A 24,651-nucleotide genomic window follows, 5' to 3' on the forward strand; every position below is an offset into this window, starting at 1 on the left:
CCAAGACCATCCGTTGCTGCGAGGAGATCGGACTGAGACGCGGCCGCTGCAGGAGAAAGTCCAGACGGGCCGGGTTTAATAAAGGACGCCGCGAAGCACGGTCCAAGCCAGAAGCCCGAACGTGCCGATCACCACCAATGCACCCAGGACCGTGCCGATCGTTTCAGGCAGTCCATCGGGGCGACCAGGACCGTCGGCCATTCAACTATCGATCATGACGTAGGCCGCACCAAACACGGCAACGATAATTGCCCCAAGCACCGCCCATCCTCTGATGGCCGGGCGGATTTCCTCCGGCGTCGCTGATTTCCGGTCGTCATCTTCCGTCATCTAATGCTCCTCGTAAAACACCGTAGCCGACATTGAAAGCGCAAGCTGCCGGCGCTGCCAAGAGCCGCAGTGGACTCTTTTGCGCAAAAGTTTAGGAACGTGCGCAGTTCGCGAGCAAGCGTTACCAGCCTTCGACACTCCGCAAAGCGCGGGCGGCGGTCACGATCCCGGTGGGCGATACCGGATCGACTTGGCTTTCCCAAGGGCTTCCATCGTCTCTTCGACACTTAGCAGCACGGTGGTCTCGTAAGAGCTGAGCGCGCCTCCCGCACCGATGGCGAGCATGACGGATGCCATCGACACGTTGTCCGGCGCCTCCCATAGGTTCCAGCCATCGTACTCTCCGAAGGCATACCAGAACCCGTGCAGCTTTCCGCCGACCGACTCGATGTAGGAACGGGCAGCCTCGCGTCTATCCTCGGGATTATCCATCAAGCGCGCCCAGGTTTCGGGCCTGTAGCTGAATCGCGTGAGATACATCGGCATGGTTCGTCTCTCCCAGAGCTGCCCCCACCAAGACAGTTAAGCGCCCCAATCCGGGAGAACGCGAGTCGTTTCCGAGGCGTAGTACCGCTGGCTTAGTTGCGGGGCCGCTAATAGACCTGTTTCAATGTTTTTTTCAGGGAGTAAGGTCAATGGCCGCATATCTCATTGCTGATGTAGACATAACCGACGCCGCCGTTTTCGAGGAATACCGCCGGGATGTGCCGGCAACCGAAGCCCGCTATGGGGGGAGGTACATCGCTCGCGGCGGAGCCACCAAAGTTCTGGAGGGCGATTGGGAACCTCATCGCCTCGTCATTGTCGAATTCCCGGACATGGCGTCCCTCCTGGCATGGTACGACTCTCCAGAATACAGCCGCCTCAAAGCCATCCGCGAACGCTGCGCAAAGACGAGAATTATTGCCCTGGAAGGGATGATGCCGATTAGCTGAGGGCCGGGTCGATGACAATGGCAAATCTGAGTTGCCATATCTGGTGCGGCCCGGCGACGGGACAGGAGCATTCTGATATGAATCAGCAAGCTTTAAACTTGCGGGCGGGAAATGACGGCCAATGATGGGAGGATGACGCCGGAAGCACTCATTGACGGGACCTACAAATCAATATGACCCAACACCAGATCGGCAGGCGGTGTTGCAGCGTGACCTAGGGTTGTGTCATGGCATTGAAAATGCCGGCGCCAACTATCGCACATAAGGCTGCGGCCCCAAGCCCTCCCACAATGATGCACCACCAGGCGCGGCCATTTCCCCGAAGCACGGGATTCATTTTTATCATCCGTCGCGCCAGAAGCCCCTGGTAGAGTGCATAAGAAGACCCGAAACCGGCGAGCCAAATGACGGAAAATACGACGCCCCGCGTGAGCATCCTATTGAGCCTAGTCTGCTCGACCGTCAAACTTGCATTCTCAGTAACCATGCTTCGCCACCTTTTTGATTATGCTGCGACCACTATCGGGCCTGCAGCGGTGAATATTAGATCAACCGCGACGCCTCGCGAAAACATAGCTCCCCTCACCAGTAGGAAACGCATTCATAACGCGAGCGGCCCGCCTTGTGGAAGGGCGGGCCTTGTAGCGCCCGCTCCACAGTATTTTGCAGATTAGGTTTGTCAGCCAGATAATCGCCGCGACCGGGTTCAAACCGTGAACAAAATCTGGCATGGTGCGGTAATGCCGATCATCTCACCTCTACCCCTCAATCCGCTCATCGACGGCCGCCAGTCGGAGCGCGCCATGCTGGTCAGGCGCGGCGTGCAGCGGCTGCTCAGGCAGATGGGCGCGCATGTCTTGCCCGAACTGTCGCTGGCCACCGGCCGGCGGGCCGACCTGGTTGCGCTGACCCGCCAGGGCGACATCTGGATCATCGAGATCAAATCCTCGATCGAGGATTTCAGGGTCGACCGCAAATGGCCGGACTACCGGCTGCATTCCGACCGGTTCTTCTTCGCCACCCATCCCGGCGTACCCCAGGAAATTTTTCCGCAGGAGTGCGGCTTCATTCTCTCCGACGGTTACGGCGCCGAGATTTTGCGCGATGCGCCCGAGCACCGCATGGCGGCGGCAACGCGCAAGGCGCTGATGCTGAGGATCGCACGCGCCGGTGCGTCGCGGCTGCTGGCGGCGGAGCTTGCCGGCGTGTCGGTGCCCGCGCTGGACGGCGAGAGCGAATAGAGGTTTGCGCTCTCCGTAATTATAGACGTCGCGCTGCCCCTCATCCGGCTGCCGCCACCTTCTCCCCGTAAGTGACGGGGAGAAGGGAGTAAGCCGGACTGCTATTCCACGATGCGGTAGATGTTCCACAGGCTGGTGCCCGACACGACATAGGGCTCCATCTCCTTGCCCCATTTGGCGTGCGCGTCGATCTTGGCGATCCTGGCGAAGAACGCCTCCAATTGGGCGAGGCTTTCGACCTGGTGATGTGACCCGACCGTCGCTTCCCGCGCGCCGTTCGATTCGGTCATGATCTGGAACTTGAGGTCGTCGAGGCCGACCTGCGAGCCGATCTCGCGTTCTCATTCTTTAATAGTTCGAGCACGGTCTGCTTGTGGCCGAACTTGGCGTCGATCTGCCACCTGGCACTGAACATCGCCGCCGCCTCACTCGTCCCATGCCTGCACGACGGTCTGCCGCACGATCAGGCCGTTCTTCAGCTCCAGCATCGCCGCGCAGAACACCTTGGTCCCGTCCGGATAGGCGCAGGCCTGGGTGAAGGCGAGATTGTTGCCGTCGGCGATGGTGGTGTCGACCTTGTGGGTCATCGCCCGGCTGCAGATGTCGTCCCAGAACGTGGTGATCGCAGCGCGCCCGCGGATTTCGCGCGGCTTGCTCGGCGGGTTGTTGCGGTCGATCACCCGCACCAATGCGTCGTCGGCATAGAAGCTCGCCAGCAATTTTCCATCACGGCCCTCAATCGCCTTCTTGATCGCAGCGCCGTCTATCGTCTGTGTCTTGGTCGGCAATTTTTCCTCCATAGGCCCGTCTTCTCGGATCGGGTGGTTGCTTGATCAGGCACTGCCCGGCGCTCGCCGCCGGGCAGTGGCTTCTTCACTGCGACTTCGCCTTGACGGCCGCGAACACCTCGTCGGACTGCTTCTTGAAAGTGGCGAGATCGACCTGGCTGCCGTTGAGCATCGTCGACCAGTGGCGCACGATCGCCGCCATCGCCACCGCCTCCTTGATCTCCTCGTCGCTGGCGCCATTGAGCTTGGCCGCCTGCGTGTGGAAATAGATGCAGTACTGGCAGGGGATCTGCGAGGCGACGGCGAGGCCCATCAATTCCTTGGTCTTGCCGTCGAGCGCGGTGTTTGGGTTGAGCTGCACGCCCTTGATCTCGGCCCAGGCGCCGGCAACGGCGACGTCCGGCAGCGTCTTGAACATGTCCGGTACCGAGCCGAGCGTTGCCTGGATGTCCTTGTAGGCAGCCGTCGCCGAGGCGTCTTCGGCCTTGGCAGGAACGATCGCCAACAGCGCGCCAACGCCTGCCGCCAGCACCAGTGATTTGAGTGTCGACTTCAGCATTTTATTCCTCCCTTCGCAGCGCCTTTCCCGGCGACATCCGCCTGGCCTGCATGGGACGAAGTGATAGCGCTTACGCATGCCCGGCCGCTTCGCCCGAAAGCGCCATGGCTCCTATGGCCCGTGCGGGCCAGCGTGCCGGGCCGAGAACGCCGCCGCCGCCGCCCGCGACGGCAGGTCCAGCTTGAGCAGAATATTGGCTACGTGGCGCTTGACGGTGTGTTCGCTCAGCCCGAGTTCGGCGGCGATCGCGGCATTGCTCTTGCCATCGGCGATGAGGTTCACCACCTCGCTTTCGCGTGCCGTCAGTGCGGCCGGCTCGGTAGCCTTGGCCTTCGGCCGGCAGGCCGGCTCCAGATGCTGTTCCGAGGTCGCCTGCACCAGCGCCAGCGGCTCATCCAGCTCGTCAAGCGCGATGCGCCCGGCGTCATTGAAATGAAGGCCTGAACCGGCGGCGAGGTCGGCGACCAGCCGCGAAGCGAGGATGTCGCCGCGCCCGGCATGCGCGGCAAGCTGCATCGTCACGCGCGCCGTCAACCCCGTCGGCGGCCCACGCAACTCGACCTCGCCGACATGCACGCCCTGCGCGCTGGCGACGCCGATCTCCTGCGCCGCATCGCGCAGCGCCGCCGCACAGCGTACGGCCCGCGCCGGGCCGTCGAAGCGCGCCATCATCAGCTCGCCATTCGTGCCGGCCGGGCGGCCGCCATGGCGCCCGACCAGCAGCCGCCATGTTTCCTGAAAACGCTGGCTGCGCTCGCTCCACATGCGGTCGCCAAGCCGCGCCGTGTCGTAGATCCGGGTGACCAGCAGTGCAGCCAGCACGCGCTCGGCCTCGGCAACGGCGCGCGCTCCGGTCAGGAACTCCTCGATCAGATCGGCCACCCGGTCGACATCGCCGGTCCAGATCGGGTGATCGCGCCCGGGCACCTCGACCAGCCGCGAATTCGGGATCTTCCTTGCCAGGAAGCGGCTGGCCTCCGGGTCGACGCGCGCATCGTTGCGGCGATGGACCAGCAGCGTCGGTGCGCTGATCGCCGCCAGCACGCCGCGCACGTCGATAGCTGCATTCATGCGGGCCAGGGCGATTGCCGCGGTCGGGCTCGCCGACAGCCGCTCGAAGCGCGCCCACCATGTGGCGAAACGCGGATCGTCGACGCGGCCGGGTGCGAAATGCGGCAGGGTGGCGCCGGTGCCCCATGCGGTCTCCGCCGTCGCGATGAACGCCTCCAGGCGTTCCGGCGGCATCACCCATTTGTGGAAATGCGAATAGCCGCCATAAAGCGCCAGCGCCCGCGTCCGCTCCGGGTAGGTGGCGGCGAACAGCATTGCCATCGGCGCGCCTTCCGAAGCGCCGAGCAAGGCGGCGCGGCCGCTGCCGGTCGCATCCATCACCGCGCGCACATCGTCCATGCGGGTTTCGAGGCTGGGCAGATGGTGGGCATCGACGCGATCGGACAGACCGGTGCCGCGCTTGTCGAACAGGATCAGCCGTGAGAACGCGGAAAGCCGCTTCAACAGCCGGGTGTAGCCCTCGTCTCCCCAGTGCAGGTCGAGATTGGAAATGAAACCCGGCACGAAGACGAGATCGAGCGATCCCTGGCCGACCACCTGATAGGCGATCCGCACGTCGCCACTGAGCGCGTATCGAGTTTCGATCGGCCTCACGAGGTTTGTCCGCCCGACCCGACGAATTCTTGTCGCCGATCATAGCAGAGGCGCGCAGCTTGCGGCAGATGAAACTTTAGAGAGCGTGAATGTGGGCCCGCGGCGCCTACTTCTGTGACGCGGCGGTCGTCTCGGTGTTCGCTCCGCCAGCGCTGAAACCTGCGCCCTCCGGCGCGCCAGGCCGCTTGATGTGTGGCGCGGCCGCGACGACAAGCTCGTTGAACCCTTCGCCGCCGCTGTCCAGCATCTCGAACAATTGCCGGCGCATCCTCGGCTCCCAGAACTTGTTGATGTGCTCGGCGACGCCGGCAATGCCTTGCTCGCGCGGCTTTGAGTGGAAAAAGGCGGCGATCTGGTTGGCCATGCGAACCAGCTTTTCGCTGGTGCTCATGAGGTGGCCCTCGTCATGCGACATGCTTGGCAACTCCGGAAACCACTCGGTCAGGATGGGTAAAAATATCGAAATCGTCGCCGCGCACCAGCGCCACCAGCGTCATGCCGGCATCGTCCGCGGTGCGGATGGCAAGTGCGGTCGGCGCCGAGACGGCAATGATGACGGCCGAGCCGATCGCCGCGGTCTTCTGCACCATCTCGACCGAAACGCGCGACGTGACGACGACGGCCCCCGACCTGCCGTCGATACCGGCTTTGGCCAGCGCGCCAGCCAGCTTGTCCAGCGCGTTGTGGCGGCCGACATCCTCACGCGCCATGACGATGCCCTTGCCGGGGAGGTAAAAACCGGCGGCGTGGACGGCACCGGTCTCGGCGTGCAGCGGCTGCAGCTTCGACAAAAGCTTGACCGAGCGGACGATGTCATTGGCCTGAAGTGTAAGTTGCGACGCACCGACCGGGTTTACCGAGCGCATCGCCTCCTCGATCGATTCGATGCCGCACAGCCCGCAGCCGACCGGCCCAGCCAGCCTGCGCCGCCGCGCTTCGAAGCGGGTGTTGGCCTGGTCCTTCAGCCGGATCTGGATATCGATGCCGGCGCCGTGATCCTCGACCTCGATCGCTTCGATTTCGTCCGGCGAGGCAATGATGCCTTCGGTCAGCGAGAAGCCGAGCGCGAAATCCTCGAAATCAGCCGGGCTTGCCATCATCACCGCATGCGTGGTGCCGGCAAAGGAGAACGCCACCGGCGTCTCTTCCGGCACCATGCGGTTGGCGGCCGCAGTGCCGCCGGCGCGGCGCGCGAGGCGGCTGATCTGTGTGACAGCACGACGTTTGGGCATCACGCGGCACCCCCCTCTGGCCTGCCCTCTTTGTCATCATTTGGCATCTCCCCCTCAAGGGGGGAGATCGGCAGTTCAGGCGTCGCGGCGCACCTTTCGACTTTGGTGATTGGCGAAAGTCGAGATGACATCCAATCTCCCCCCCTGAGGGGGAGATGGCCGGCAGGCCAGAGGGGGGTACTCCGGCACGAAACCAAAACCGCTACTCCGCTGCTTGCAGCGGGGCGATGCGGCGGCTTTGCTTTGCCTGCTCGTCATAGTCGCGCTGCCATTCCGACGGGCCGTTGGATGCACCCACCTGCACCGCGGTCACCTTGTATTCCGGGCAGTTGGTCGCCCAGTCGGAGAAGTCGGTGGTGATGACGTTAGCCTGGGTGTCGGGATGGTGGAAGGTCGTATAGACGACGCCCGGCGACACCCGCTCGGTGATCAGCGCGCGCAGCGTCGTCTCGCCGGAGCGGCTGGTCAGCCGCACCCAGTCGCCGTCGCGCAGGCCGCGATTTTCGGCATCGTGCGGATGGATCTCCAGCCGGTCCTCGCTATGCCAGACCACATTGTCGGTGCGCCGGGTCTGCGCGCCGACATTGTATTGCGACAGGATGCGGCCGGTGGTCAGCAGCAGCGGGAAGCGCGGTCCGGTCCTTTCGTCGGTCGCGACGTATTCGGTGCGGATGAACTTGCCCTTGCCGCGCACGAAGCCGCCGATATGCATGATCGGCGTGCCTTCCGGCGACTTCTCGTTGCAGGGCCACTGCACCGAGCCCACCCGGTCGAGAAGGTCGAAGGAAACGCCGGCGAAACTTGGTGTTGTCTTGGCGATCTCGTCCATGATCTGGGACGGATGCGTGTAGTTCCAGCCGAGGCCGAGCGCCTTGGCGAGCTCCTGCGTCGTTTCCCAGTCGGCATAGCCGCATTTCGGCTCCATCACCTTGCGCACCATGTTGATGCGGCGCTCGGCATTGGTGAAGGTGCCGTCCTTCTCGAGGAACGTCGAGCCGGGCAGGAACACATGCGCGTAGTTGGCCGTCTCGTTGAGGAAGAGGTCGTGCACGACGACGCATTCCATCGCGGCGAGACCGGCGGCGACATGCTTGGTGTCGGGGTCCGACTGCAGGATGTCCTCGCCCTGCACATAGAGCCCCTTGAACGAGCCGTCGACGGCCGCATCCAGCATATTGGGGATGCGCAGGCCGGGCTCGTCGTCGAGCTTGACGCCCCACAGGCTCTCATAGATGGCGCGCACCGCGTCGCCTGAAATGTGGCGATAGCCGGGAAGCTCGTGCGGGAACGAGCCCATGTCGCAGGAGCCCTGCACATTGTTCTGGCCGCGCAGCGGGTTCACGCCGACGCCCGGCCGGCCGATATTGCCGGTCGCCATGGCGAGGTTGGCAATGGCGATGACGGTGGTCGAGCCCTGGCTGTGCTCGGTCACGCCGAGGCCGTAATAGATCGCGCCGTTACCGCCGCGGGCGTAGAGCCGCGCCGCGCCGCGTATGTCGTCGGGATCGACATTTGCAAGCTGGCCGACCACTTCCGGGCTATTTTCCGGCAGCGCCACGAACGATGCCCAGTCCTGGAACTCGTCCCAGTCGCAGCGCTCGCGGATGAAGGCCTCGTCGAACAGGCCCTCGGTGACGATGACATGGGCAAGTGCGGTCAGCATGGCGACGTTGGTGCCCGGCTTCAGCGGCAGATGGAACTGCGCCTCGACGTGGGCCGAGCGCACGATGTCGGTGCGGCGCGGATCGAGCACGATCAGCTTGGCGCCCTCGCGCATGCGCTTCTTCATGCGCGAGGCGAACACCGGATGCGCATCGGTCGGATTGGCGCCGATCAGCAGGATCACGTCCGTCTGCTCGATCGAATCGAAGTCCTGCGTGCCGGCGGAGGTGCCGAAGGTCTGGCCGAGACCATAGCCGGTCGGCGAATGGCAGACACGGGCGCAGGTATCGACATTGTTGTTGCGGAAGCCCTGCCGGACAAGCTTCTGGACGAGGTAGGTCTCCTCGTTGGTGCAGCGCGAGGAGGTGATGCCGCCGATCGAGGTGCGGCCGTACTGGTACTGGATGCGGCGGAATTCATTCGCCGTATGGGTGAGCGCCTCTTCCCACGACACTTCGCGCCACGGATCGCTGACCTTCTCGCGGATCATTGGTTTCAGGATACGGTCCTTGTGCGTCGCGTAGCCATAGGCGAAGCGGCCCTTGACGCAGGAGTGGCCGTGGTTGGCCTTGCCTGCCTTGTAGGGCATCATGCGGATGACCTCGTCGCCCTTGACCTCGGCCTTGAACGAACAGCCGACGCCGCAATAGGCGCAGGTGGTGACGGTCGAGCGCTCGGGCAGGCCCTTCGCCAGCACGGTCTTTTCCCTCAGCGCATCGGTCGGGCAGGCCTGCACGCAGGCCCCGCACGACACGCATTCGGAATCGACGAACGCCTCGTGCATGCCGGCCGAGACCCTGGATTCGAAGCCGCGGCCCTCGATGGTCAGCGCGAACGTGCCCTGCACCTCCTCACAGGCGCGCACGCAGCGCGAGCAGACGATGCACTGCGTCGGATCGTAGGTGAAATACGGGTTCGATTCATCGCGGGCGATGTAATCGATGGTCAGCGAGCCATGGCCGGGCGCCACGCCGTTTTCCTGCTTGACGTGGTTGCGGCCGTCCACGCCATAGCGGTTCTCGGTCAGGCCGACCGTCCTGACGACCTTGTCGAACTCGCTGGCGCCAGTGCCGGCCTTCTCGCCCCACGCCGCAGGATGGTCGGAGACGTAGAGTTCCATCACGCCGCGGCGAATGGCGTCTAGCCGGTCGCTCTGCGTATGCACGACCATGCCTTCGCCGACCGGCGTCGTACACGAGGCCGGCGTGCCGCCGCGCCCGTCGATCTCGACGAGGCAGACCCGGCAGGAGCCGAACGAGTCCAGCATGTCGGTGGCGCAGAGTTTCGGGATTTCGACGCCCGCTTCCATCGAAGCGCGCATGATCGAGGTCCCCGCCGGCACCGTCACCGACTTGCCGTCGACCGTCAGCGTTACCTTTTGTTCTGCTTCAGAGGCGGGTGTGCCGTAGTCGATTTCCTGGACCAGCGATTTGATGTCGAATGCCGCGTTCATACCTGTCCGCTCCTATTCCGCTGCTTCGGCGACCGGCGTCGGCCGAAAGTCGTCCGGGAAATGGTTGAGTGCACTCATCACTGGATATGGGGTGAAGCCGCCGAGAGCGCAAAGCGAGCCGAACTTCATCGTGTTGCAAAGGTCGGTGACCAGCGCGATCTGCTTTTCCGGTTCGACGTTCTGGGAGAGCCGGTCCAGCACCTCGACACCGCGCGTCGAGCCGATGCGGCACGGCGTGCACTTGCCGCAGCTCTCGATGGCGCAGAATTCCATGGCGAAGCGTGCCTGCTTCAGCATGTCGGCGCTGTCGTCGAAAACGACGATGCCGGCATGGCCGATCAGCCCGTCCTTGGCCGCAAACGCTTCGTAGTCGAACGGCGTGTCGAACAGGGCGCGCGGGAAATAGGCGCCGAGCGGACCGCCGACCTGTACCGCCTTGACCGGACGCCCGGTCGCCGTGCCGCCGCCGATATCGTCGACGATCTCACCCAGCGTCATGCCGAACGCGGCCTCGTAGAGACCGGGATACTTGACGTTGCCGGCAATCTGGATCGGGATGGTGCCGCGCGAACGGCCCATGCCGAAATCCTTGTAGAAGGCAGCGCCCTTGTCCATGATCACCGGCACCGAGGCCAGCGAGATGACGTTGTTGATCACTGTCGGCTTGCCGAACAGGCCCTTGTGCGCCGGCAGCGGCGGCTTGGCCCGCACCTGTCCGCGCTTGCCTTCGAGGCTGTCGAGCAGGGCGGTTTCCTCGCCGCAAACATAGGCGCCGGCGCCGACGCGCACTTCCATGTCGAATGAATTGGCCGAGCCGAGCACATTGACGCCGAGCACGCCGGCCTTGCGGGCGATCTCGACGGCCTTCTGCATCACCGCCACCGCGTGCGGATATTCGGAGCGGATATAGATAAAGCCCTTGGTCGCGCCGGTGGCGATGCCGGCGATCGCCATGCCTTCGATCAGCACGAAGGGGTCGCCTTCCATGATCATGCGGTCGGCGAACGTGCCGGAATCGCCTTCATCGGCATTGCAGACGATGTATTTGCGGTCGGCCGACGTATCGAGCACAGTTTTCCATTTGATGCCGGTCGGGAAGCCGGCGCCGCCGCGACCGCGCAGCCCGGACTCGGTCACCTGCTTGACGACCTCGGCCGGCGTCATCGCCACTGCATTCTGCAGGCCCTTCAGCCCGCCATGCGCCTTGTAGTGATCGAGCGACAGCGGATCGGTGACGCCGCAGCGCGCAAAGGTCAGCCGCGTCTGCCTGGCAAGGAACGGGATCTTGTCCGGTGCGCCCAGCCAGCGCTTGTGGTGGCCGCCGGTGAGGAAGCCGCAGTCGAACAGGCTTTTGACGTCGGAGGGCTTCACCGGCCCATAGGCGACGCGGCCATTAGCTGTTGCCACTTCGACCATCGGCTCGAGGAAATAGGCGCCGCGCGAGCCGTTGCGCACGATCTTGGCCTCGATGCCGCGCTCGGCCAATTCCGCACGAACCGCCTTGGCGACCTTTTCCGCACCGAGCGCCAGCGCGCCGGAATCGCCGGGAATATAGATACGCGGGATCATGAGCGCACCTCGGCAACGATCTCGTTGAGCTTTTCGTCGTCGAGCCGCCCGATCACCTCGTCATCCAGCATTGCCGACGGCGAGCAGGCGCAAAGGCCGAGGCAATAGACCGGCTCCAGTGTCACCGAACCGTCGCGGGTTGTCTCGTGGAAACCGATGCCCAGCAATGATTTGAGCTTGGCGGCAATCGCATCCGAGCCCATCGACTGGCAGGCTTCCGCCTGGCAGAGCTTCAGCACATGGCGGCCAGCCGGCTGGCTGCGATAATCGTGATAGAAGGTCACGACGCCGTGCACCTCGGCCCTGGAAATGTTCAGCGCCTCGGCGATGACCGGCAGCGCGTCCTGCGGCACATAACCGAACTCTTCCTGGATGCCGTGCAGGATCGGCAGCAGCGGGCCTTCGAGGCCTTTCAGCTCGTGGATGATCGCCGCGGTGCGCGATGCGATCTCGGTACTTGCAGGCTGCATCGTCATGCAGCGCCCTCCCTGGTCGTGGCGGTCTTCCGCTAAGTGCTTAGGAAATCAGAGGAAACCCGCTAAATCAATAAAGCCGATCCGTTGCTCGATAGAAATTTTCTATCGTTCGCGGTCACCAGCCTTGTCTAGCCTAGCGGCGGGCGCGGAAATCGTCCGCCAGCGCCATTGCCTCGTCCAACAGCGCCGAGACCAGTGGCGTGTGCGGTTCGCGCCGTGCCGCCACCAGCCCGACGGTGTGGCTGGCATCCGGCTCGACGATCGGGATAGCCCGGATCGGCTCGGAAAAGCCGAACGTTTCCGCAAGGTTAAGCGGCATGATGGACGACCATTTGCCGGTGCGGATATGCGAAAACAGCACGATCATCGAGTTGGATTCCAATGTCGGCCGCACCTGCACGCCGGCTTCGGCCAGATGCTGGTCGATGATGCGGCGGTTCTGCATGTCGGGCGTCAGCAGGCAGAGCGGCAGCTGACTGAGTTCCGCCCATGTCACTTTGTCGCGGTCGAAATAGGGGTTCCCGACAGCGGTGATCAGTTGGTAGCGCTCGTCGTAGAGCGGCACGCTGGTGACGCGTCCGAGCGGTTCGTTGTCGAGATAGGTGATACCGGCGTCGATGTCGAAATTGCCGAGCAGCGACAGCACCTCGATCGAGGTGCGCGACAGCACCGAGAAGGTGACGCCGGGATGCTTTGCCCGAAACGGCGTCGTCAGTCGCGCCACCATGGCCAGCGCCGTCGGGATCGCGGCGATGCGGATGCGCCCTGACAGGCCGTGGCGTGCCGCCCGCATCTCCTCGCGCATGGTCCTGCTGTCGCCGACGATGCGGCGCGCCCACACCAACACCTGCTTGCCTTCCGGCGTCAATCCCTGGAAGCGCGAGCCGCGCAGCACCAGCATCACGCCGAGCTGGCCTTCCAGCTGCTTGATGCCGGCCGAAAGCGTCGGTTGGGTGACGCCGCACACCTCCGCCGCCCGGCCGAAATGTTCTTCCCTGGCAAGTGCTATGAAGAATTCCAGCTTATCGATCATGCCGTCGGGAGCCTGTCACGGACGCTGTGTCCGATTGTAGCGCGCAACGTCGTGGAAATCGCCTTCGGCCGCAAGCCGCCTGTCTAAATCGTCCGCATCCACATCTTTCAGCCGGCTTACTGTTTCCCGCGATGGAATGCGGCGCTATGTGAATGAGACGGGGTCGTGGACTGGACACGACGGGAGACCGAACATGCTGGGCTGGTTCCGCAAGCTTTTGCCGCGCGAAGATCGCTTCTTCGACCTGTTCGAGCGGCATTCCCGCACCGTGGTCGGTGGCGCCGAGGCACTGCAGCAGCTTTTGCAGGGCAACGACATCGACCGCTGGTGTCAGACGATCATCGATCTCGAGGACGAAGCCGATCAGATCACCGCGGAAGTGCTGCTGGCCGTGCGCCGCTCCTTCATCACGCCCTTCGACCGCGGCGACATCAAGGACCTGATCCAGTCGATGGATGATGCCATCGACATGATGCACAAGACCGTCAAGACGGTAAAGCTGTTCGAAAAGAAGGAATTCGACCCGCTGATGCAGGAAATGGGGGGCGTCATCGTCGAGGCCGCCAAGTTGGTGGCCGAGGCGATCCCGCTTCTCGGCAAGGTCGGGGCGCATACGGTGCGCCTCAACGCCATCGCCGAGGAAGTCATGCGCGCCGAAGGCCGGGCCGACGACCTGCACGAACAGGGCCTGAAGGACCTGTTCAAGCGGCACGGCCGCAGCGATCCTATGGCCTATCTGATCGGCAGCGAGATCTACGGCCAGCTGGAAAAGGTGGTCGACCGCTTCGAGGACGTCGCCAACGAAATCAGCGGCATCGTCATCGAGAACGTATAGTGGAAGCCGCGATAGCCTTTCCGGTGCTGGTCGGCCTTGTCGTCGTCGCGCTGTTCTTCGATTTCCTCAACGGCCTGCACGATGCCGCCAACTCTATCGCCACCATCGTCTCCACCCGGGTGCTGCGGCCGCATTATGCGGTGTTCTGGGCGGCCTTCTTCAATTTCATCGCCTTCATGTTCTTCGGTCTCCACGTAGCGGAGACGCTCGGAACCGGCATCATCGACGCCAGCATCGTCACGCCGGCAGTGGTCTTCGCAGCACTTGTCGGCGCCATCGTCTGGAATATCGTCACCTGGCTCGTCGGAATTCCGTCCAGCAGCTCGCACGCTCTGATCGGCGGTTTGGTCGGCGCCGGCGTTGCCAAGGCAGGCACCGGTGCCATCGTCTGGACCGGGTTGGGCAAAACGACGGCGGCCATCGTGCTATCGCCGGCGGCAGGCTTTCTGCTGGCGCTTGTCTTGATCCTCGCGGTCTCCTGGCTGTTGGTGCGGCAGACGCCGTTCGCCGTCGACAGCACCTTCCGCGTCATGCAGTTCTTTTCCGCCTCGCTCTATTCGCTCGGCCATGGCGGCAACGACGCGCAGAAGACTATGGGCATCATCGCCGTGCTGCTCTATTCGCAAGGCATGCTCGGCGCGAATTTTTACGTGCCGCTTTGGGTCGTCATCACCTGTCAGTCGGCGCTGGCGCTGGGCACGTTGCTCGGCGGCTGGCGCATCGTCCACACGATGGGCTCGAAGATCACCCGGCTGAACCCGATGCAGGGTTTCTGCGCCGAGACCGGCGGAGCGATCACCCTGTTCGCCGCCACCTGGCTCGGTATTCCTGTATCGACCACGCACACGATCACCGGCGCCATCATCGGCGTCGGCGCCGCCCGCCGCGTCTCCGCCGTTCGCTGGGGCATTGCCGGTAACATCGTGGTGGCATGGATCGTCACCCTGCCGGCAACCGCGGCGATCGCGGCTCTCACCTACCTCGCGGTCGGCCTGGCATGGTGACAGCACCGTAGCACTGCGCGGCAGGCGATGCGCCGTATCTACCTATCCACAAGGTTCAGGATGTTGCCGTCCGGATCCTTGAACCATGCGACCTTCATGCCCTGACCGACATGAACATCGCCCTCCAGCGTCAGGCCTGGCATGTCGTAATGCTCGAAGGTCACGCCCTTCGATTTCAATGCCTCAACGATCTTGCCGAGTTCGTCGCCGACCGTCCATGTCACAGCCGTCGCCTTGTTGGTCCCAGCGAAGTTCGAACGGTAGACGTTGATGCTGGTGTCGCCGCTTTTATAGACGATCAGTTCGCCACCTTCATTGTGCACCTCTTTCAGGCCAAGGACCCCTTCGTAGAATGCCTTGGCCTTGGCCAGGTCCTTCACGGCGAGATTGGCCGTCGCGTTGCTGTTTGCGAGCATGATTCGTCTCCTTCCCTGGCTGTCATTCCATGCTCATGAAATAGGCTGCGTTGACGATTTGGCGACGGCTGCTCCCACTGGAAATGCCGTCATATGCTCGCTGCCTCCCCGATACGCCGCTGCAATTGGTGGTCCATCGCTTGGTTCTGTTCCGGAACTGCATTATCTGGAGCGGAAAAGTAGAGGAAAAACTCATGCCCGCCGCCAATGAAAACGTGACCAAGGAAATCGTTATCGAGCGCCTGAAGACGGTCAATGGGCCGGATTTCACCGGCAATATCGTCGACCTCGGCCTGGTTTCCGAGATTTTCATTGCCGATGCCAAGGTGTTCTTTTCGATCACCGTTCCCGCTGCCCGTGCCCAGGAGATGGAACCGCTGCGTGCGGCGGCCGAACGTGTCGTCAAGGCGATCCCCGGTGTTGCCGGCGCCGTGGTCGCGCTGACGGCGGAAAAGAAGGGTGGCGGCATGGAGGCGCCGGTTCCGCAAAGACCGGCTCAGAGGCCCGCTCCGCCGGCCGCACCTGCGCGTCCCGCGCCGCAGGCGCCCGCCTCGCACAGCCAGGGCAAGCGCGGCGTACCCGGCATCGAAGCGATCATCGCCGTCGCTTCCGGCAAGGGCGGCGTCGGCAAGTCGACCACCGCCGTCAATATCGCCCTTGGGCTTGCCGCCAACGGGCTGCGGGTCGGGGTGCTCGATGCCGACATTTATGGCCCTTCCATGCCGCGTCTGCTCAACATTCGTGGCAGGCCTCAGACCGTCGACGGCAAGATCCTGAAGCCGATGCAGAATTATGGCCTCAAGGTCATGTCGATGGGCTTCCTCGTCGATGAGGAGACGCCGATGATCTGGCGCGGGCCGATGGTGATGTCGGCATTGACGCAGATGCTGCGCGAGGTCGAATGGGGACCGCTTGATGTGCTCGTCGTCGACATGCCGCCCGGCACCGGCGATGCCCAGCTGACCATGGCCCAACAGGTGCCGCTGGCCGGCGCCGTCATCGTCTCGACGCCACAGGACCTGGCCCTGATCGATGCGCGCAAAGGCCTCAACATGTTCAGAAAGGTCGACGTGCCGCTATTGGGTATCGTCGAAAACATGAGCTATTTTCTCGCCCCCGATACGGGAAAACGCTACGACATCTTCGGCCATGGCGGCGCCCGCCGCGAGGCCGAGCGTCTCGGCGTCACCTTCCTTGGCGAAGTGCCGCTCGAGATGGGCATCCGCGAAAGCTCCGATGCCGGCACGCCAGTGGTGGTCTCCAAGCCGGATGGCGCTGAGGCGAAAATCTATCGCGACATCGCCGCCAAGGTCTGGGACCGCGTCAATGAAGAGCGCGGCGCGGCCGAGGCTGCAGTGCCGAGCATCGTGTTCGAGTGATGCGGATGTCCCTCCCCAAGTGGGCCCCTTGAGGGGGAGGGTGGCCGGAAGGGTCAGGTAGGGTCCGCGGCGACGCGCTCCAACTTTTCCGGGATAGCGGGCTGACAAACCACGATCCCGTCTAGCGCGGAGGCAGATGTATGTCTTTCGTACCAAAGAGCGGATTCGGATGGCGCGTGCCCCTTGCCTGCTCCCGCGCGTTGTCATATCGATTTGTCATACAAATACGGAGACCACGATGGCAGGCGCCCCCACCCACAAGAAAAAATTTCGCTCGCAGGAGTGGTTCGACAATCCCGACAATCCGGGCATGACGGCACTCTATCTGGAGCGCTACCTGAATTACGGGCTGACGCGGGCCGAACTGATGTCCGGCAAGCCGCTGATCGGCATCGCCCAGACCGGCTCCGACCTGTCGCCCTGCAACCGCCATCACATCGAACTGGCCAAGCGCGTGCGCGAAGGCATCGTCTCGATGGGTGGCATCCCTTTCGAGTTCCCTTGCCACCCGATCCAGGAGACCGGCAAGCGGCCGACTGCTGCACTTGACCGCAACCTTGCCTATCTCAGCCTGGTAGAGGTGCTCTACGGCTATCCGCTCGACGGCGTGGTGCTCACCATCGGCTGCGACAAGACGACGCCGGCCATGCTGATGGCCGCGGCCACCGTCAACATTCCGGCTATCGCGCTTTCGGTCGGCCCGATGCTCAACGGCTGGCACAAGGGCAAGCGCACCGGCTCCGGCACCATCGTCTGGGAATCGCGCCAGCGCCTGTCGGCCGGCGAGATTGGCTATGACGAGTTCATGGATATCGTTGCCTCCTCGGCGCCGTCGACCGGCTATTGCAACACGATGGGTACCGCCACCACGATGAATTCGCTGGCCGAGGCGCTCGGCATGCAATTGCCGGGCTCGGCCGCTATCCCCGCCCCCTATCGCGAGCGCGGCCAGATCGCCTACGAGACCGGAAAGCGCATCGTCGACATGGTGCATGAGGATCTGAAGCCCTCCGACATCATGACCCGTAAGGCCTTCGAGAACGCCATCGTCGTCAACTCGGCGATCGGCGGCTCGACCAATGCGCCGATCCACCTCAACGCCATCGCCCGCCATCTCGGCGTTTCGCTCGACAATGACGATTGGCAGAAGGTCGGCCTCAACATACCGCTCATCGTCAATCTGCAGCCGACGGGCGAATATCTCGGCGAGGACTATCACCATGCCGGCGGCGTGCCGGCCGTGGTCGCCGAACTGATGAAGGGCGGCCTGCTGCCCTATCCGGAAGCCATGACAGCTAACGGCAAGACCATCGGCGACAATTGCAGCGGCGCCGTCAACGAGAACCTCGACGTCATCCGCACGGTTGCCGAGCCGCTGAAAGCCAATGCCGGCTTCATCAATCTCAAGGGCAATCTGTTCGATTCGGCGATCATGAAGACCAGCGGCATCTCGCCCGAATTCCGCGAGCGCTATCTGTCGAACCCGAAGGACCCCGAAGCCTTCGAGGGCAACGCCATGGTCTTCGACGGCCCCGAGGACTATCACGCCCGCATCGACGACCCGGCACAGGGAATTGACGAGCACACCATCCTGTTCATGCGCGGCGCCGGCCCGATCGGCTATCCCGGCGGCGCCGAAGTCGTCAACATGCAGCCGCCTGCCTATCTGATCAAAAAGGGCATCCACGCGCTGGCCTGTATCGGCGACGGTCGCCAGTCGGGCACGTCGGGCTCGCCGTCGATCCTCAACGCCTCGCCGGAAGCCGCCATCGGCGGCGGCCTGGCGCTGCTGAAGACCGGCGACCGCGTCCGCATCGACCTGCGCAAGGGCACCGCCGACATCCTCGTTAGCGACGACGAGATCACGCGCCGCCGCGCCGAGCTGCAAAACAATGGCGGCTATCAGTATCCGAAGCACCAGACGCCCTGGCAGGAAATCCAGCGCGGCATGGTCGACCAGTTTTCCGAAGGCATGGTGCTGAAGCCGGCGGTGAAATACCAGGATGTGGCTCATACAAGCGGCGTGCCGAGGGACAATCATTGACCAGGGTCCGTCGCACGAGCCAGCCGCCGGTGCAGGCAATTTGCCGAGGTCAGCGCCAGGAGGGGTAGGGGTGGGGGTACATCGTAGAGCGAAAGCCTCGGCTTTCCACTTGCGATAGCCTGCCGTTAATGGGCAGAAATGCCCGGCACAGGGTTGGACGCGGTCATTTGTCAACAGCGATTGCTCCCGCGAGAACGGCAATGCTTGACAAGCGGGCGTGACAAATCCACGATCATCGCAAGGGGTGCATCGCGACGACCCCGTGAGGCGTCAGCCCAACGTTCGCGTCCAAGCTTCTCTTTCAAGGAGGTGGACGCCATGCCGTCAACAACCGCTATCACTGTATCGCAACTGTCCCGTCTGATTGGGCTGCCGGGTGCACCCGCAATCATCGACGTCCGCATCGATGATGACTACAACGCCGATCCGCGCCTGCTGCCGGGGTCGGATCGTCGTGATTTCAGGAGTGTCTCGAACTGGGCTGCCGACTTCGCCGGCAGGCAAGTGACAGTTGTCTGCCAACAGGGAAAAAAGCTCTCGCAAGGCGTGGCCGCATGGCTACGGCAGGAGGGCGTTGCCGCCGAATCGCTCGATGGCGGGTTTGAAGCGTGGCGCGATGCCAAGGGCCTTCTCGTTCACGCCGACAAGATACCGCCCGCCGATGCCAAGGGCCGCACCGTTTGGGTGACGCGTACGCGCCCGAAGGTCGACCGCATCGCCTGCCCCTGGCTGATCCGGCGCTTCATCGATCCTCACGCGGTCTTTCTCTTCGTCGAGCCGGCCGAAGTGGCGGCCGTCGCCGATCGTTTTCAGGCCATCCCTTTCGACATCGAGAACGTGTTCTGGAGCCACCGCGGCGAACGCTGCACCTTCGACACCATGATCGAGGAGTTCGGGCTCAAATCCGAAGCGCTCGATCGCCTGGCCACGATCATACGCGCTGCCGATACTGCGAGCCTCGATCTTGTTCCACAGGCGGCCGGGTTCCTGGCCGCCTCGCTTGGCCTGTCACGGATGTTTCGCGACGATCTGGAGCAGCTCGAGGCCGGCATGCTCCTTTACGATGCGTTTTTCCGCTGGTGCCGCGATGCCACCGAGGAGACGCATAACTGGCCGGTCGCCGGCGCAGTCAGTCTCGGCGCAGGCAAACCATCGTGAGCGCCGTCCTTTCGAAAAAGCCGGCGGAGATCCAGGAGCCCGCTGTGCCGAGCTTCCGGCAGGCCGTGAAGGTCTGGGCGAAAATCGGCGTGCTCAGCTTTGGCGGCCCGGCCGGGCAGATCGCGCTCATGCACAAGGAACTGGTCGAGGAACGGCGCTGGATCGGCGAACAGCGCTTTCTGCATGCGTTGAACTACTGCATGCTGCTCCCTGGCCCCGAGGCCCAGCAACTCGCCATCTATATCGGCTGGTTGCTGCACAAAACGGCCGGCGGCCTTGTTGCTGGCATTCTCTTCGTCGTGCCGGGCGCGCTTGTCATGCTCGTCCTGAGCAGCCTCTATGCGCTCTATGGCGATGTACCGCTCGTCGCGGCGCTGTTTTTCGGGGTCAAGGCGACCGTGCTCGCCATTGTCATCGAGGCGGTGATCCGGATCGGCAGACGCGCGCTGAAAAACCCGGTCATGGTGTCGATCGCACTCGCCGCCTTCATCGCCATCTACGCGTTGAACGTGCCGTTTCCGCTGATCGTGCTGCTTGCCGGGCTGGCAGGCTGGATCGGCAACCGTAGTGCGCCGGCAGTTTTTTCCGGCGCCTCGCATGGCAAGGGCGATGTTCCCGACATAAAGGGCGTGGTCGATCTGATGTTCGAGCGCGGTGAACTGACCCACGTCAGGCCGACACGATGGCACGCGCCGCGCACTTTGGCGATCTGGCTGCCGATCTGGCTGGGGCCTGTTCTGCTGGTCTGGGCTTTCGCCGGCCCTGCCAGCGTTTGGACTCAAATCGGTGGCTTCTTCAGTGTCATGGCGGTCGTCACCTTCGGCGGCGCCTACGCAGCCCTTGCCTATGTCGCGCAGGCAGCGGTCGAGTACTTCGGCTGGCTGGCACCCGGTGAAATGGTCGACGGCCTCGGACTTGCCGAAACCACGCCGGGTCCGCTCATCCTGGTCTTGCAGTTCGTCGGCTTCGTTGCCGCGTTCCGCCAGCCGGGCTTGCTGGCGCCGCTACTTGCCGGACTGTTTGGCGGGCTGTTCACGCTGTGGGCGACCTTTACCCCATGTTTCCTATGGATATTCCTTGGGGCGCCTTACATCGAAGCGCTGCGCGGCAACAAGGCGCTGTCGGCGGCGCTCGGTGCGATCACCGCCGCCGTCGTCGGCGTCATCATGAATCTCGCTCTATGGTTCGGCTTGCACGTCATCTTCGGCGAAGTGCGCAATGTCGGGCTTGGAATGGACGTGCCGGTGCTTTCATCGATAGACTGGCGCGCGGCGCTGCTTTCCTGTGCCTCGATGATCGCCATTCTGAAGCTGAAGATCGGTATGCTGCCGACGCTTGCCGGATCGGCGCTGGCCGGTGTCTTGTTGCTGGCGGCGAGCGGGTAACGCTCAGCCGCCCATTCTGCCGCGCGGCAGCTTGATCATATCGCCGAAGCGGGCGCGCAATTTGTCGTCGACCGGCTTTGGCACATGGCGCGGGAAGCGTTCGGCAAGCACGCGTTTCTTCTCGATGATCGCCCGCTGCAGGATATCGGGCCTGCCTTTCTCATTCCATTCCTTCGGCGAAAAGCGGTCGCCGACGGCCGGATAGAAATATTCGGTCTGCATCAGCCGCAGCGTCTGCTCGTTGCCGAGATAATGGCCCGGGCCCTTCAGGCAGACATCGGCAATCGTGTCGATCGACAGCGACTCGTCCGTCACTTCGATGCCGCGCACGCAGCGCAGGCAGTGGCCGAGCATGTCGTTGTCGATGATCAGGCTCTCAAGGCAAAAGCCGAGCAGCGAGGCGTGCATGCCGGCCGATTCGTAAACCAGGTTGAGGCCGGCAAGACCGGCCATCACGTCGGTTATGCCCTTTTCGTAGCCGGACTGAATATCAGGCAGTTTCGAATCTGTCATGCCGGCGGCCGAACCGCCCGGCAGGTCGTAAAATTGCGCCATCTGCGCGCAGGCCGCGGTCAGCACCGCCTGCTCGGCCGAACCGCCCGACATGGCGCCGGTCCGGAGATCCGAGACAAACGGCCAGGTACCGAAAATCGCCGGATGGCCTGGCTTGATGGCGTTGACGTAGATGAGGCCGACGAGGACTTCGGCGACCGCCTGCACCACGGCGCCGGCAATCGCCGCCGGTGCCGTCGCACCCGCCTGTCCTGCCGACAGCAGCAGGATCGGAATGCCGCCCTCGACGCAGGCTTCGAGAACGCCACAGGCGTCCTCGGCAAACTTCATCGGCGGCACGACGAAGCAGTTCGAATTGGAGACGAAAGGCCGCGCGCGAAAATTCTCTTCGCCGCCCGCGATCGCATAGAGCATGTCGAGCGCCGGCTTGACGTTCTCACGCACGGTAAACGAGGTGCCGACATGCTTCGACGTGCCCATGACGCAGGCGTAGAGCGTGTTGAAATCCATATCGAGCGGGTCGGGAATGTCGCGCGGCACCATCGGCCGCTGGAAGAAATGGATGTTGTCGAGCCCTTCGACCAGGCGCGCGGCATCGTAAATGTCCTGCAGCAGCGACTCGCGATACTCACGCTTTTCGACATCGACAAGATGCACCGCAGCACCGGCCGTGCCGTAGTGCACACGCTTGCCCTGGATCACCATGTCGTGCTTCGGATCCTGGCCGTGGAGGGTGAAATGCCGCGCCGCGTTCTTGATGGTGTCGAGCACAAGGCCGCGAGGAAAGCGCAGGCGGCCGTCCTCACTGAAGGTCGCGCCGGCTTTGGTCAGCGCCTCGATGCAGGAGGGGATGGCGTTGGCGAAGCCGACCGTCTCCAGAAGGGTAAGCACGGCCTCGTGGATACGTTCGCAATCGCTGCCGCTGAGCGGGCTGTAGCTTCCGCCTTCGAGGCCGGCACGCACCGGCTTGACGTCGTCGGCAAGCGGTGCCGCCCGCATGGCGCGGCGCGCCTCGCGCCCGCCGGACCGCCGCGAACGCTGGTCTGCGGACACGTCCTGCTTCTCATGGGCCATTGGCATGAAGGCACTCCAACTTTAGCTGCGGAGCGGGCGCGGCGGTTGGTCCACCATCGGCCTGCTTCGTCCCCTCTATACAGCGACTATGCCGCCGGCATTGGCACAGCCTATGTGCCAGCCGGTCCCGTCGCATATGCCAAGGAGCTAAAGAACCGGAGCCGCACTACATGCGCCAGGCTCCGGTCGGGGAAGGGAGATCAGGCCGCTGCCGGCCTGCGTCCAGCTGCCGTCGCCAGTTCGCGGATGCCGGGTTCGATGTGCTGCAACGCGATCGAGGAAATGCCCAAGCGCATGAAACGCGATGGCTTTTCGGTGCGGTCGAAGAAGCGGTCGCCAGGCTCGATGATGACGCTCCGTGAGGCCGCGGCCTCCGCCAGCCCGCGCGAATCGGTGCCGCGCGGCCCCTCGAGCCAGAGCGACGTGCCGCCGGCCGAATCGGTCGAGCGCCACTCCGGCAGGAAGGCGGAAATCGCATGGACCAGACGCTTGCGCCTCTCGTCGAAGGCGCTCGACAGCCGCCGCACCAGCGCCTCGTGATGGCCGAGCGACAGGAACAATGCGACGGCGCGCTGGTTGTTCGCCGGCGGATGGCGCAGCATGAAGCGGCGTAGCGCCCGAAGCTCGGAGATCAGCCCGGCCGAGGCGACGATGTAGCCGAGCCTGAGGCCGGGAGCCAGCGTCTTCGACATCGAGCCGACATAGACGACGCGGCCGGAGCGATCGAGGCTCTTCAGCGCCTGCTGCGGCGCCTCGTCCAGGAGCTGGCTGTCATATCCGTCCTCGATGATGATCTGGTTGTGCCGGTTGGCGCGCGCCAAAAGCTCCTGCCGCCGCTCTGCCGACAGCGGCACCATGGTCGGGCAATGGTGGCTGGGCGTGACGAAGACGAAGCCGGAATCATTGGGAATGGCCGAGGTTACGATGCCGGAGTGGTCGACCGGAACCGGCTGGATCTCGGCGCCGGCCAGCCGGAAGATCGAACGTGCATCGGGATAGCCCGGGTCCTCCATCGCCACCTTTGAGCCCTTGGTCATCAACAGCGTCGCCAGCATGTAAAGCGCGTTCTGCGCGCCCAACGTCACGATGATCTCGTCCGGATTGGCGAAGATGCCGCGTCGCGGCAGCAGCCGTGCCTGGATCTGCTCGATCAGGAGCGGATCGTCGCGGTCGACCATGTCGGATGCCCAGTTGCGGATTTCGAGCACCGCCAACGCCATGCGGTTGCACTCGCGCCATTCGGCGGTCGGGAACAGCGCCGGGTCGAATTGGCCATAGACGAAGGGGTATGACGACTTGATCCAGTTGTCGTGCTTGGCCGGCGGCGGCATGTCGCTCGCCGCGATCTGCCGACGCGCCTTCCAGTCGATCTCGTTGGCCTGGTCGGGCGCCTTCTGATGCGGCTTGGCCGGCGTCGCCAGCACTTCGGGATTGACGAAATGGCCGCGGCGCTCGCGCGCCACCAGGAAGCCCTGATCGACCAGCTGCTGGAAGGCCAGCACCACGGTGCCGCGCGCCACGCCGAGTTTTTCGGCAAGAATCCGGCAGGACGGAAGCGGCATGGAAGCCGCGATCTGCCGGTCGAGGATGGCGGCGACGATCGCCTGGCGGATCTGCGCCTGCAGGGTCTGACCGGATTCCGCCGAAATCCGGAACAGGCCGGACCATATGGCCGTGTCGTTTCGCTGTGGCATGGGAGATGTTCCTCGATGGCCAGCTTTTTTCACTTGGCTGGACCAGTCGAATGTACCGGTGGCACAAGGTGTTGCGCCAATCAATTTTTCTGATCGCTGGGATTTATGCCAGTGATCCTTTGAGCCGGCCCACGCTGCGCTGCGGCATCGCTGCGCATTGAAACAGATGGAATTCGACCCGATAGTTTGCCGCGACGACACGTGCC

Annotated in this window: 24 protein-coding genes; 8 read left to right on the forward strand and 16 right to left on the reverse strand. The window is 63.7% G+C overall.

All coding sequences use genetic code 11. From position 1 onward, the window contains the following. Nucleotides 1-75: 75 nt before the first annotated feature. From NKI54_RS06535 to NKI54_RS06545, 3 genes are all read right to left on the reverse strand, one after another. Nucleotides 76-201, reverse strand: coding sequence for a hypothetical protein (locus NKI54_RS06535; protein ID WP_023676388.1), 126 nt, complete (start codon nt 199-201; stop codon nt 76-78). Further along, nucleotides 202-330 (reverse strand): hypothetical protein, encoded by a 129-nt coding sequence (locus NKI54_RS06540; protein ID WP_023676389.1) that lies wholly within the window; start codon nt 328-330, stop codon nt 202-204. Nucleotides 331-489: 159 nt separating this feature from the next. Next, the gene (locus NKI54_RS06545; protein WP_352476054.1) at nt 490-816 is read right to left on the reverse strand and encodes a GYD domain-containing protein; all 327 of its coding nucleotides are present in this window, start codon (nt 814-816) and stop codon (nt 490-492) included. 149 nt (nt 817-965) lie between these two features. Here NKI54_RS06545 and NKI54_RS06550 point away from each other — a divergent pair, with 149 nt between their 5' ends. Then, entirely contained in the window at nt 966-1,265 is a 300-nt protein-coding gene (locus NKI54_RS06550; RefSeq protein ID WP_352570234.1) for a DUF1330 domain-containing protein, read from the forward strand. A gap of 740 nt (nt 1,266-2,005) precedes the next feature. After that, nucleotides 2,006-2,506: an MmcB family DNA repair protein gene (locus NKI54_RS06555; RefSeq protein WP_023676393.1), complete on the forward strand. Its 501-nt coding sequence runs from the start codon at nt 2,006-2,008 to the stop codon at nt 2,504-2,506. Nucleotides 2,507-2,607: 101 nt separating this feature from the next. Here NKI54_RS06555 and NKI54_RS06560 read toward each other — a convergent pair whose 3' ends face one another. From NKI54_RS06560 to NKI54_RS06605, 10 genes are all read right to left on the reverse strand, one after another. Beyond that, the gene (locus tag NKI54_RS06560; RefSeq protein WP_352570235.1) at nt 2,608-2,796 is read right to left on the reverse strand and encodes a hypothetical protein; all 189 of its coding nucleotides are present in this window, start codon (nt 2,794-2,796) and stop codon (nt 2,608-2,610) included. 135 nt (nt 2,797-2,931) lie between these two features. Continuing rightward, nucleotides 2,932-3,294, reverse strand: coding sequence for a nuclear transport factor 2 family protein (locus tag NKI54_RS06565; protein ID WP_023676394.1), 363 nt, complete (start codon nt 3,292-3,294; stop codon nt 2,932-2,934). An 85-nt stretch (nt 3,295-3,379) separates the two neighbouring features. Continuing rightward, on the reverse strand, nt 3,380-3,853 hold the full coding sequence (locus NKI54_RS06570) for a carboxymuconolactone decarboxylase family protein (RefSeq protein ID WP_352448517.1): 474 nt from the start codon (nt 3,851-3,853) through the stop codon (nt 3,380-3,382). A 111-nt stretch (nt 3,854-3,964) separates the two neighbouring features. Next, nucleotides 3,965-5,518, reverse strand: coding sequence for an alpha/beta fold hydrolase (locus NKI54_RS06575; protein ID WP_352570236.1), 1,554 nt, complete (start codon nt 5,516-5,518; stop codon nt 3,965-3,967). A 106-nt stretch (nt 5,519-5,624) separates the two neighbouring features. Further along, entirely contained in the window at nt 5,625-5,933 is a 309-nt protein-coding gene (locus tag NKI54_RS06580) for a formate dehydrogenase subunit delta (protein WP_352570237.1), read from the reverse strand. After that, a complete protein-coding gene (fdhD, locus tag NKI54_RS06585) occupies nt 5,923-6,750 on the reverse strand; it encodes a formate dehydrogenase accessory sulfurtransferase FdhD (protein ID WP_502897325.1) in 828 nt (275 codons plus the stop codon). The genes NKI54_RS06580 and fdhD overlap by 11 nt, the downstream gene beginning before the upstream one ends. Nucleotides 6,751-6,952: 202 nt before the next feature. Then, complete coding sequence (gene fdhF / locus NKI54_RS06590; RefSeq protein WP_023676803.1) at nt 6,953-9,865, reverse strand: formate dehydrogenase subunit alpha; 2,913 nt, start codon at nt 9,863-9,865, stop codon at nt 6,953-6,955. Between the two features lie 12 nt (nt 9,866-9,877). After that, nucleotides 9,878-11,434: a formate dehydrogenase beta subunit gene (locus NKI54_RS06595; protein WP_023676804.1), complete on the reverse strand. Its 1,557-nt coding sequence runs from the start codon at nt 11,432-11,434 to the stop codon at nt 9,878-9,880. Next, nucleotides 11,431-11,910 (reverse strand): formate dehydrogenase subunit gamma, encoded by a 480-nt coding sequence (locus NKI54_RS06600; protein ID WP_023676805.1) that lies wholly within the window; start codon nt 11,908-11,910, stop codon nt 11,431-11,433. The genes NKI54_RS06595 and NKI54_RS06600 overlap by 4 nt, the downstream gene beginning before the upstream one ends. Nucleotides 11,911-12,043: 133 nt before the next feature. After that, the gene (locus NKI54_RS06605; protein WP_023676806.1) at nt 12,044-12,943 is read right to left on the reverse strand and encodes a LysR family transcriptional regulator; all 900 of its coding nucleotides are present in this window, start codon (nt 12,941-12,943) and stop codon (nt 12,044-12,046) included. 193 nt (nt 12,944-13,136) lie between these two features. Here NKI54_RS06605 and NKI54_RS06610 point away from each other — a divergent pair, with 193 nt between their 5' ends. After that, nucleotides 13,137-13,778 carry a DUF47 domain-containing protein gene (locus NKI54_RS06610; RefSeq protein ID WP_023676807.1) on the forward strand — a complete coding sequence of 214 codons (642 nt, stop codon included), beginning with the start codon at nt 13,137-13,139 and terminating at the stop codon, nt 13,776-13,778. Next, nucleotides 13,778-14,782 (forward strand): inorganic phosphate transporter, encoded by a 1,005-nt coding sequence (locus tag NKI54_RS06615; protein ID WP_352635836.1) that lies wholly within the window; start codon nt 13,778-13,780, stop codon nt 14,780-14,782. Before NKI54_RS06610 ends, NKI54_RS06615 begins: the two co-directional genes overlap by 1 nt. Nucleotides 14,783-14,820: 38 nt before the next feature. Here the strand turns inward: NKI54_RS06615 and NKI54_RS06620 are convergent, their stop codons facing one another. Next, nucleotides 14,821-15,198: a VOC family protein gene (locus NKI54_RS06620; RefSeq protein ID WP_023676809.1), complete on the reverse strand. Its 378-nt coding sequence runs from the start codon at nt 15,196-15,198 to the stop codon at nt 14,821-14,823. 194 nt (nt 15,199-15,392) lie between these two features. Here NKI54_RS06620 and NKI54_RS06625 point away from each other — a divergent pair, with 194 nt between their 5' ends. From NKI54_RS06625 to chrA, 4 genes are all read left to right on the forward strand, one after another. Then, the gene (locus NKI54_RS06625) at nt 15,393-16,577 is read left to right on the forward strand and encodes an Mrp/NBP35 family ATP-binding protein (RefSeq protein WP_352577477.1); all 1,185 of its coding nucleotides are present in this window, start codon (nt 15,393-15,395) and stop codon (nt 16,575-16,577) included. Between the two features lie 238 nt (nt 16,578-16,815). Further along, nucleotides 16,816-18,621, forward strand: a complete 1,806-nt coding sequence (locus tag NKI54_RS06630) for an IlvD/Edd family dehydratase (protein WP_352614507.1) — start codon at nt 16,816-16,818, stop codon at nt 18,619-18,621. Nucleotides 18,622-18,939: 318 nt separating this feature from the next. Continuing rightward, entirely contained in the window at nt 18,940-19,779 is an 840-nt protein-coding gene (locus tag NKI54_RS06635; protein ID WP_352591232.1) for a chromate resistance protein ChrB domain-containing protein, read from the forward strand. After that, nucleotides 19,776-21,164: a chromate efflux transporter gene (gene chrA, locus NKI54_RS06640; RefSeq protein WP_352635833.1), complete on the forward strand. Its 1,389-nt coding sequence runs from the start codon at nt 19,776-19,778 to the stop codon at nt 21,162-21,164. Before NKI54_RS06635 ends, chrA begins: the two co-directional genes overlap by 4 nt. A 3-nt stretch (nt 21,165-21,167) precedes the next feature. Here chrA and NKI54_RS06645 read toward each other — a convergent pair whose 3' ends face one another. Continuing rightward, nucleotides 21,168-22,757 carry a trimethylamine methyltransferase family protein gene (locus NKI54_RS06645; protein WP_352455053.1) on the reverse strand — a complete coding sequence of 530 codons (1,590 nt, stop codon included), beginning with the start codon at nt 22,755-22,757 and terminating at the stop codon, nt 21,168-21,170. A 194-nt stretch (nt 22,758-22,951) separates the two neighbouring features. After that, a complete protein-coding gene (pdxR, locus tag NKI54_RS06650; protein WP_023676815.1) occupies nt 22,952-24,445 on the reverse strand; it encodes a MocR-like pyridoxine biosynthesis transcription factor PdxR in 1,494 nt (497 codons plus the stop codon). Nucleotides 24,446-24,651: the final 206 nt, after the last annotated feature.

Origin of the sequence: Mesorhizobium sp. M0663 (assembly GCF_040320585.1) — a bacterium.
In the GTDB taxonomy this organism is placed as follows: Bacteria; Pseudomonadota; Alphaproteobacteria; order Rhizobiales; family Rhizobiaceae; genus Mesorhizobium.